The 7,791-nt window shown below is 55.0% G+C and carries 6 protein-coding genes; 4 read left to right on the forward strand and 2 right to left on the reverse strand.

Going from position 1 to position 7,791, the window contains the following annotated elements:
- Positions 1-20 precede the first annotated feature (20 nt).
- Both PMI17_RS09595 and PMI17_RS09600 read right to left on the reverse strand, forming a co-directional pair.
- Entirely contained in the window at positions 21-1,742 is a 1,722-nt protein-coding gene (locus tag PMI17_RS09595; RefSeq protein WP_238541536.1) for a CDP-glycerol glycerophosphotransferase family protein, read from the reverse strand.
- A 180-nt stretch (positions 1,743-1,922) separates the two neighbouring features.
- Positions 1,923-2,156, reverse strand: coding sequence for a hypothetical protein (locus tag PMI17_RS09600; RefSeq protein ID WP_036620767.1), 234 nt, complete (start codon positions 2,154-2,156; stop codon positions 1,923-1,925).
- Positions 2,157-2,181: 25 nt separating this feature from the next.
- On the opposite strand from PMI17_RS09600, the gene fhuA reads away from it, so the two are divergent.
- The 4 genes from fhuA to PMI17_RS09620 form a co-directional block, all read left to right on the forward strand.
- Positions 2,182-4,383 (forward strand): ferrichrome porin FhuA, encoded by a 2,202-nt coding sequence (gene fhuA / locus PMI17_RS09605; protein ID WP_007888793.1) that lies wholly within the window; start codon positions 2,182-2,184, stop codon positions 4,381-4,383.
- An 87-nt stretch (positions 4,384-4,470) separates the two neighbouring features.
- Positions 4,471-5,265, forward strand: a complete 795-nt coding sequence (gene fhuC / locus PMI17_RS09610) for a Fe3+-hydroxamate ABC transporter ATP-binding protein FhuC (RefSeq protein WP_007888799.1) — start codon at positions 4,471-4,473, stop codon at positions 5,263-5,265.
- Positions 5,266-5,274: 9 nt separating this feature from the next.
- Positions 5,275-6,153, forward strand: coding sequence for a Fe(3+)-hydroxamate ABC transporter substrate-binding protein FhuD (gene fhuD / locus PMI17_RS09615; protein ID WP_007888800.1), 879 nt, complete (start codon positions 5,275-5,277; stop codon positions 6,151-6,153).
- Positions 6,153-7,791: iron ABC transporter permease (locus PMI17_RS09620; RefSeq protein WP_007888801.1), on the forward strand; the 1,639-nt coding region annotated here is incomplete at its 3' end. The genes fhuD and PMI17_RS09620, both read left to right, overlap by 1 nt.

Raw genomic sequence — 7,791 nt, forward strand, 5'->3', positions numbered from 1 at the left:
GCGCTGCGGCGCCCTTTTTTTTATTGCGCGGTTTGCGATCTCAATGATGCATAAATAATATCCGAAATCTTTTCACCTGCTGTTTTCTCTTCAATTTGCAGCTCTTCACGTAAAACGCGTTCACGGCTGGCTTTCATTGGATCGCGCCCGGCAACAATATTGTCGACAAAGGTGAAAATATCCTCTTCCTGCCAGGCGACGTCGTAAGCGTCATAAATAAAATCAGCGGTGCGATTCAGGCCGTAACAGGTTTCATGTGTCAGGAAGAGAATCGGCTTTTTCGACGGCAAATACTCGAACAAGAATGATCCCGCATCGGCGAGCAACGCATCCGAGCGGGCATAAGAAAGTTTATAATCATGTCCGCTATCCCACTCCACATTGGCACGCTGCTGGGTTGCATCTCGTAGTTGCTGATAAAGGCGGCGCGCCGTTGTACTGGCTCCCCCGATCCACTGACAGAACAATGGATGCGGTCGAATGATCAGATGAATATCCTCACGTTTAATCAGTTGCAAAAAGGCCGCGCAGTAGAGATTAAAGGTGGTATACATTTTCCGTTCACCTGGGAGTACAAAATGTGGCGTCCACAGTAAGGTTTTAATCTTACCTGGCGAACTGCTGTTGGTGAGACGGAAGCGACGCTGATAGTGGTCAAATTTGGGATGGCCGGTGACGTAGACGTGAGCGTTACCCGCATTGCACTGAATACCGAATTCCGCCTTATGTCGCTCCGAGCGGGAAAATATCCACGTCGCAAGATTCTGACAAAGTAAATTAAATTGATAGAGCTGCGTCTCTTCGCTGACACCACTGTCGAGCGCATAAGGGATATAAGCGATTTTCACCCCACGCTCATGCAGATAGTCACTGCGGAACGCTTCGGGTCGCGCTTCATCGTAAGGATTTTGCAGAAACACCACGTCAGGCTGGCGCACTTCAAGCTGATAGGATTCAAATCCAACGTAATCGAGCCCTCTTGCTTGCAGAATGCCACGCTGAACATCACCGTTGACGTCGCTGGCTTTCCAATTCAGGTAAGGCACCACTACGATGCGACAATCAAAAGCGGGATTGGCCTGCATCGCATCGATAACTGATTCAAAGTTCGTCCAGCCCGGCGGCCACTGGAAATAAAAATCGACCTTAATTGGCCCAGTGGTTGAAGGCGTAAATTTAGCGGGTGCAACGATGTGACTTAAAGGTTTGTTGAATAACGCCCGATAGTCGACGATTTTATTTTCTATATCGCTTTTATCGGGGCGCTGTGCGCCACTATTAGGGAAAATGCCCAGCCACAAATCCTGCTGCATGAGACTATTCCACTGCACATCCAGTGCATATTGTGCCTGCGCGCCGCCCTGTAATTGGGCATCCAGCGCTGCATGATAATTCCCGATTAACGTAGGGTAATAGTGCTGGTTAACAATATAGGCGCACGCACACCATGCGTAGTTGGCACGTACGATATAGTCCACGCTGTTCAATGGCGTCACGCGGCGATAATTCGCTGCCAAAAAAGCCACTTGAAAATTAATTTGGGGCAGAGCGGTAAAGTAGCGATTGAGATTATCGTAATTTGCCTGAGTTTCATTGAAGGCGAAGTCATCCTCCAGAATAAGTACTCTCTCCCAGCCATTGTCACGCGCCAACTCAAGCGCTGCGATATGCGATTGCGTACAGCCGATATAGCCTTTCTCATGCTTTATCGCGTCGAGTCGTACGATTTTTTCATTTGGCACGCCCAGTTTTTTGAGTTGCCTGGTGAGGCGAGTTAATCGGTCTTTGCGCTTTTTTAAATTGATGAAAATGACGCGATCAACAATATTCCAGTTTATAGGGAGCATAACTTTGTCTGCTTAACGATGAATCCCTGCATTAAGCAAATATTGGGCCAATTTATAATTTATTGATTATATTGACTATTGCTGTTTATCGGCGCTTTCAGTATGAAAAAAGCTTCCTTTTAGCGGCAGCGCACTTTCCGTTTTCTTATTCCCCAAGCCCTTCAGAGTGATTTTATTATTCGCGATCATAAATAGGCGCGATCGGGTAGCAAACACCCCGTCATCAGCCATTAAGCGTTGCGAACGTGGCGGGATTTCGCCTAAAATCCGTGCGTCATAATAATCATTCTCGTTTGTATTCGCCTGCATCGACTTTTTTCGAGAGATCTCACTTATGAATACGCGAAACACCAATCCTTGTTTCTTACACCCGAGCTCATCCCGTCGTCCGCTGGCATGGCTAATCTCTTTAACGCTGGGCACCCTTAGCGCACAGGCGCTGGCCGAAGATACCGTAGTCGTGAGCGCCGATGGCGGCAACGGCGTGGCGCAGGAAAAAGCGTGGGGGCCGTCGCCAACAATCGCCGCCAAACGCAGCGCCACCGGTACCAAAACTGATACGCCAATTGAGAAAAACCCGCAGTCAATCTCTGTAGTCACGCAGGAAGAGATGGCGATGAAAAACGTCACCAGCGTGAAAGGGGCGTTCAACTACACGCCCGGCGTATTAACCGGCAACCGTGGCAGTTCCAACGTCATCGATGCGCTATCGATTCGCGGCTTCAGTGAAACCAATACCAACCAATATCTTGATGGCCTGAAACTGCAGGGTGATAACTACTCTGAGTTCGCTATCGATCCCTACTTCCTTGAACGCGCCGAGCTGTTGCGCGGCCCGGTTTCGGTACTGTACGGCAAGAGCAATCCAGGCGGCGTGGTGTCGCTGGTGAGTAAGCGTCCAACCCAGGAGACGCTGCGTGAAGTACAGTTCCAAATGGGCACTGACAATCTGTTCTCCACCGGCTTCGATTTTGGCGGCTCGCTGGATGATGATGGCGTATACAGCTATCGCCTGACCGGCCTGGCACGCAGCGCCGATGCGCAGCAAGAGATGAACAAAGAGAAGCGCTACACCATCGCGCCATCGTTCAGCTGGCGTCCGGATGAAAATACGCGTTTCGATCTGCTGACCTATTTCCAGAACGAACCGGAAACCGGTTATTACGGCTGGCTGCCGCGTCAGGGCACGGTGGTGGGCATTACGCGCCCGGACGGCAGCAGCTATAAGTTACCGACCAATTTTGATGAAGGCGAAGACAGCAACAAGATCTCGCGCAACACCAAGATGGTGGGCTACAACTTCGAGCACAGTTTCAACGATACCTGGACGGTGCGACAGAATCTGCGCTATGCGGATTTGAGAACGGATTATCGCAGTATTTATGGCAATGGCTTTATTCCCGCTACGCAGCAAATCACCCGCGGTTCAGCGGTTTCCAATGAAAAGCTCAATCAGTTTGCGCTGGATAACCAGGTACAAGCTAAGTTCGCGACTGGCGCAGTTGACCATACATTGTTGATGGGAGTGGATTACCAGCGTACTCGCAATGATATCGATGCGGCCTTTGGTAGCGCGGCACCCATCAGTGCCATTAACCCGCAATACGGCAATGATGCGGTTATTGGCACGCCTTTCCCATACCAATATCTGAATCGTCAGGAACAGACGGGCCTCTATTCGCAGGACCAGATGGAATGGAATCGTTGGGTGCTAACGTTGGGCGGTCGCTATGACTACGCGATGACCTCAGCGCTAAATCGTAACGGCAATACCGAAGAGAAAAATCACGATCAGGCTTTCACCTGGCGCGGTGGTTTGAACTATGTGTTTGATAATGGTATCGCCCCGTACTTCAGCTACAGCGAATCATTTATTCCTACGGCAGGTACTACATCCAGTGGCCAAACGTTTGATCCTTCACGTGCCAAACAATATGAAGCTGGTGTGAAATATGTGCCAAAAGATCGTCCGATTGTCATTACAGGTGCGGTTTACCAGCTAACGAAGACCAAAAACCTTACTGCCGATCCTGACAGCCTGCAATTTAGCGTGCAGGGTGGCGAGATTCGTTCACGCGGCGTGGAGTTAGAAGCCAAAGCGGCAGTTAATGCCAATATCAACCTGACTGCCGCTTACTCCTACACGGATGCTGAGTACACCCATGACACGCTGCTGAAGGGTAAAACGCCGGTTCAGGTACCAAAACACATGGCCTCGCTGTGGAGCGATTACACCTTCCATGAAACCGCGCTGTCTGGCGTAACGGTTGGTGCTGGCGTGCGTTACGTGGGTGAAAGTAAAGGGTTGTACGCTAGCGGCGACAATGTTAACCAAAACTTCGACGTTGCCGGTTACACCACCGTTGATGCCGCGCTGAAATACGATCTCGCACGCTTTGGCATGCCGGGATCAACTATCGGCGTGAATGTGAATAACCTGTTCGATCGTGAATACGTTGCCAGCTGCTACCGCGAATACGCCTGCTATTGGGGCGCTGAGCGGCAGATTGTCGGAACCGCGACTTTCCGCTTCTAACGCGTTTGTAGGGTGCGCATTTATGCGCATCTGAGTTTCTGGTCGCCATTAAGGCGACCTTACAGCGCCCATTTACCAGGGATTATCATGCAGCATCCGCACCATGCAGAAACCACCTTCCGGCTGGATAACGTCAGTTTTCGTGTGCCAGGCCGCACGCTACTTCATCCGCTGTCTCTTACTTTTGCGCCAGGCAAAGTCACGGCGCTGATCGGACATAACGGCTCTGGTAAATCCACGCTGCTGAAGATGCTCGGTCGTCACCATGCGGCGAGTGAAGGGCGCGTATTGCTGAATGAGGATGCGGTAGATAACTGGGGCAGCAAAGATTTTGCGCGTCAGGTGGCGTATTTGCCACAGCAATTGCCCGCGGCGGAAGGGATGACGGTGCGTGAACTGGTGGCGATTGGTCGTTATCCGTGGCACGGCGCGCTGGGCCGTTATGGGCAGGAAGATCGCGACCGTGTCGAAGAGGCGATTACGCTGGTGGGATTGAAACCGTTTGCCGGTCGACTGGTGGATAGCCTTTCCGGCGGCGAGCGCCAGCGTGCCTGGCTAGCGATGCTGGTGGCGCAGAACAGCCGCTGCCTGCTGCTGGATGAACCGACTTCAGCGCTGGATATCGCCCATCAGGTTGATGTGCTGGCGCTGATTCAGCGTCTTAGTCGCGAACGCGGATTAACGGTGATTGCGGTGTTGCACGATCTCAACATGGCGGCGCGCTATTGCGATCGGCTGGTGGCGCTGCGCGGTGGCGAAGTGATTGCCGAAGGTGGTCCCGAGGTGATCATGCAGGCTGATGTGCTGGGTAATATTTACGGTATCCCAATGGGAATTTTGCCGCATCCGCTCGGCGGCGCTCCCGTCAGTTTCGTTTACTAAGGCCGCGCCATGTTAGATATTTCCCGCCGCCGCCTGTTGACGGCGCTGGCGCTCTCTCCTCTGATGTCGGCATTGCCACTGCGTGCCGCACTACCCGATGCGCAGCGCATTCTGGCGCTGGAGTGGTTGCCGGTCGAGCTGCTGATGGCGCTCGGCGTGACGCCGCTTGGCGTAGCCGATATGCACAACTACAACATTTGGGTGGGCGACCCGTTGCTGCCGTCCAGCGTTATCGATCTCGGTCTGCGCACCGAACCCAATCTGGAGCTGATGACGCAGCTCGAACCTGCGCTGATTCTGCACTCCAATGGTTACGGTCCGGCGCTGGATAAGTTGCAGCGCATTGCACCGACCATGGGGTTTGATCTCAACAGCGGCGACGGCAAACCGCTTAGCACCGCACGCCATTCGCTGCAGGCGCTCGGCGCGCGTATTGGACGTGAAGCGCAGGCCGTGCAGCATCTGCAGGATGTTGACGAGCAGCTGGCGGCGGCACGTGAACGGCTTAAACCCTGGGCCGATCGTCCGCTATTGCTGATGTCGCTGATGGATAGCCGCCATGCCATCACCTTCGGTAAAAACAGCCTGTTCCTTGAAGTGATGGAGATTCTTGGGTTGCGCAATGCGTGGCAGGGCGAAACTAACTTCTGGGGCAGTGCGGTCGTCGGGCTGGAACGGTTGGCTGAGGTCGGTGATGTGCAGGTGATCTGCTTCGATCACGATAACGATCGCGACATGCAGCAAGTGATGAAAACCGCACTGTGGCAGGCGCTGCCGTTCGTGCGCGCCCAATGTTTCCAGCGCGTGCCGGCGGTGTGGTATTACGGCGCGACCTACTCGGCACTGAAATTTGTGCGCGTGCTGGAACACGCGCTGGAGTCGCACTGATGCGCAATCGTCTTTTTCCCGTCGCGCTGCTGAGTGCCGTGTTCCTGCTGGCGCTGGCGTTAACCTTTATCAATCTGCGTAACGCGTTGCCGATCGATCAGTGGTCGCAGGCGTTGTTTGCGCCGGATATCAACAATATCCAGCAGGTGGTGTTTCATCATAGTTTGCTGTCACGCCTGGCGCTGGCGCTGCTGGTCGGCGCAGGCCTCGGCTTAGCTGGGTTGCTGTTTCAACAGGTGCTGCGCAATCCGCTGGCCGAGCCGACCACGCTTGGTGTTTCTTCGGGGGCGCAACTCGGTATTACCGTGGCCACGCTGTGGCAACTGCCGGGTGGCGCGCTAACGCAGCAGTTTGCCGCGATGGGCGGCGCGGTGATTGTCGGCGTGCTGGTGTTTGGGGTCGCTTGGGGGAAACGTCTCTCGCCAGTGACGTTGATTCTTGCTGGTCTGGTGCTGAGCTTGTATGCCGGCTCGGTTAACCAGATTTTCGCCATCTTTAATCACGATCAGCTGCAGAACATGTTCCTGTGGAGCACCGGTGCGCTTAACCAGCTGGATGGCCACAACGTGGCGCAGCTGTGGCCGCGCCTGCTGCTGGCATTTGTGGTGGCGCTGGCGCTGCTGCGTCCGCTGACGCTGATGGGGCTGGATGATGGCGTAGCGAAAAATCTCGGACTGGCGCTGTCGGCGGCGCGGATTGCTGCGCTGGCGCTGGCCATTCTGCTCAGCGCGCAGCTGGTCAATGTCGCGGGCATCATCGGCTTTATCGGCCTGTTTGCGCCGCTGCTGGCGAAGCTGCTCGGTGGACGTCGGCTGATCAGCCGCATGTTACTTGCTCCGCTAATTGGTGCGCTGCTGCTGTGGCTGGCGGATCAATGCGTGCTGTGGCTCACCGGCCACTGGCGCGAAGTGTCCACCGGGACCGCGACCGCATTGATCGGTGTGCCGATTCTGCTGTGGCTTTTGCCGCGCTTGCGCACGGGCTCAGTCCCGCCGGCGCTCAATCAGGGCGATAAGGTGCCGGCAGAGCGGCAGAACGTGTTGCGCTGGTGCCTGATCGGATTAGTAATTCTTGGCGTGTTCAGTTGGATTGGCATCACCTTTGGGCGCGATGCACACGGCTTTGCGTGGGTGGGCGGCGACATGCTACAGCAGCTGCTGCCGTGGCGCGCGCCGCGCGTGCTGGCGGCGCTGGTCGTCGGCATGATGCTCGGCGTGGCGGGAGCGCTGATTCAGCGCCTCACCGGCAATCCGATGGCGAGTCCGGAAGTGCTGGGCATTAGCTCGGGTGCGGCGTGTGGTGTGGTGGTGATGATGTTCTTCGTGCCGGGCGATGCGGTGGCGTGGCTGCTACCGGCTGGCGCACTTGGCGCAGCACTCACGCTGCTGGTCATCATGCTGGTGGCGAGTCGCGGCGGTTTCTCGCCAGAGCGTATGTTGCTGGCGGGAATGGCGCTCAATAGCGCATTCGTGACGTTATTGATGGTGCTGTTGGCGAGCGGCGATCCGCGTATGGGCGGCTTACTGAGCTGGATTTCTGGTTCGACCTACAACATCAACATGCAGCAGGCCGTTCAAAGCGCAGTGGTTGGCGTGGTGCTGATTGCCCTGGCGCCGCTGGCGAGCCGCTGGTTAACGC

Origin of the sequence: Pantoea sp. GM01 (genome assembly GCF_000282675.1) — a bacterium.
Lineage (GTDB): Bacteria > Pseudomonadota > Gammaproteobacteria > Enterobacterales > Enterobacteriaceae > Pantoea > Pantoea nemavictus.